The sequence below is a fragment of the Protofrankia sp. CiP1_Cm_nod2 genome (genome assembly GCF_920664355.1).
Lineage (GTDB): Bacteria > Actinomycetota > Actinomycetes > Frankiales > Frankiaceae > Protofrankia.
On the sequence record NZ_CAKKTL010000023.1, the window covers coordinates 27,084 to 27,559 of the forward strand.

The 476-nt window shown below is 75.8% G+C and carries 1 protein-coding gene; it reads right to left on the reverse strand.

Features of this window, described 5'->3' with window-relative positions; all coding sequences use genetic code 11:
- On the reverse strand, positions 1–476 hold a 476-nt coding region (locus tag NBW84_RS04410; RefSeq protein WP_250281948.1), incomplete at both ends, for a BREX system ATP-binding domain-containing protein.

Sequence of the window (476 nt, forward strand, 5' to 3'; positions counted from 1 at the left end):
GCCCGGTAGCCACGCAGCGCCGCCGCGAACGCGGGCGCTGTCCGGCCGACGTCGGCGAGCCGCCGGTCGACGAGCTCGCCGACCGCCCGGTCGAGCGCCGCGGCGTCGTCGCCCGTCGCCGCGTCGCCCGTCGCCCCGTCGGTGGCGAGGACGTCCTCCTCCAGCGCGTAGAACCAGCCGTCGACGACCTGCCGCAACGCGCTCGGCGGGAACGTCGCGGTGGTCAGCCGCTCGGTCAGCCGGCGGTAGACGGTCTCCAGCCTGTGCAGCGGCGTCTCGTTCTCCGAGATCTGCACCTCGGCGGCCGCGAGGCCTGCCTTCTTCGCCCGTTCGGCGAGCCAGCGGGTGAAGAACGTCTTCCCGGAGCCGTACTCGCCGCGGACCGCCTTGAACACCGACCCGCCGGCGGCGACGGCGGCCAGATCCTCGGCGGCGGCGCGCTCGAACCGGCCCAGCCCGACCGCGAGCAGGTCCAG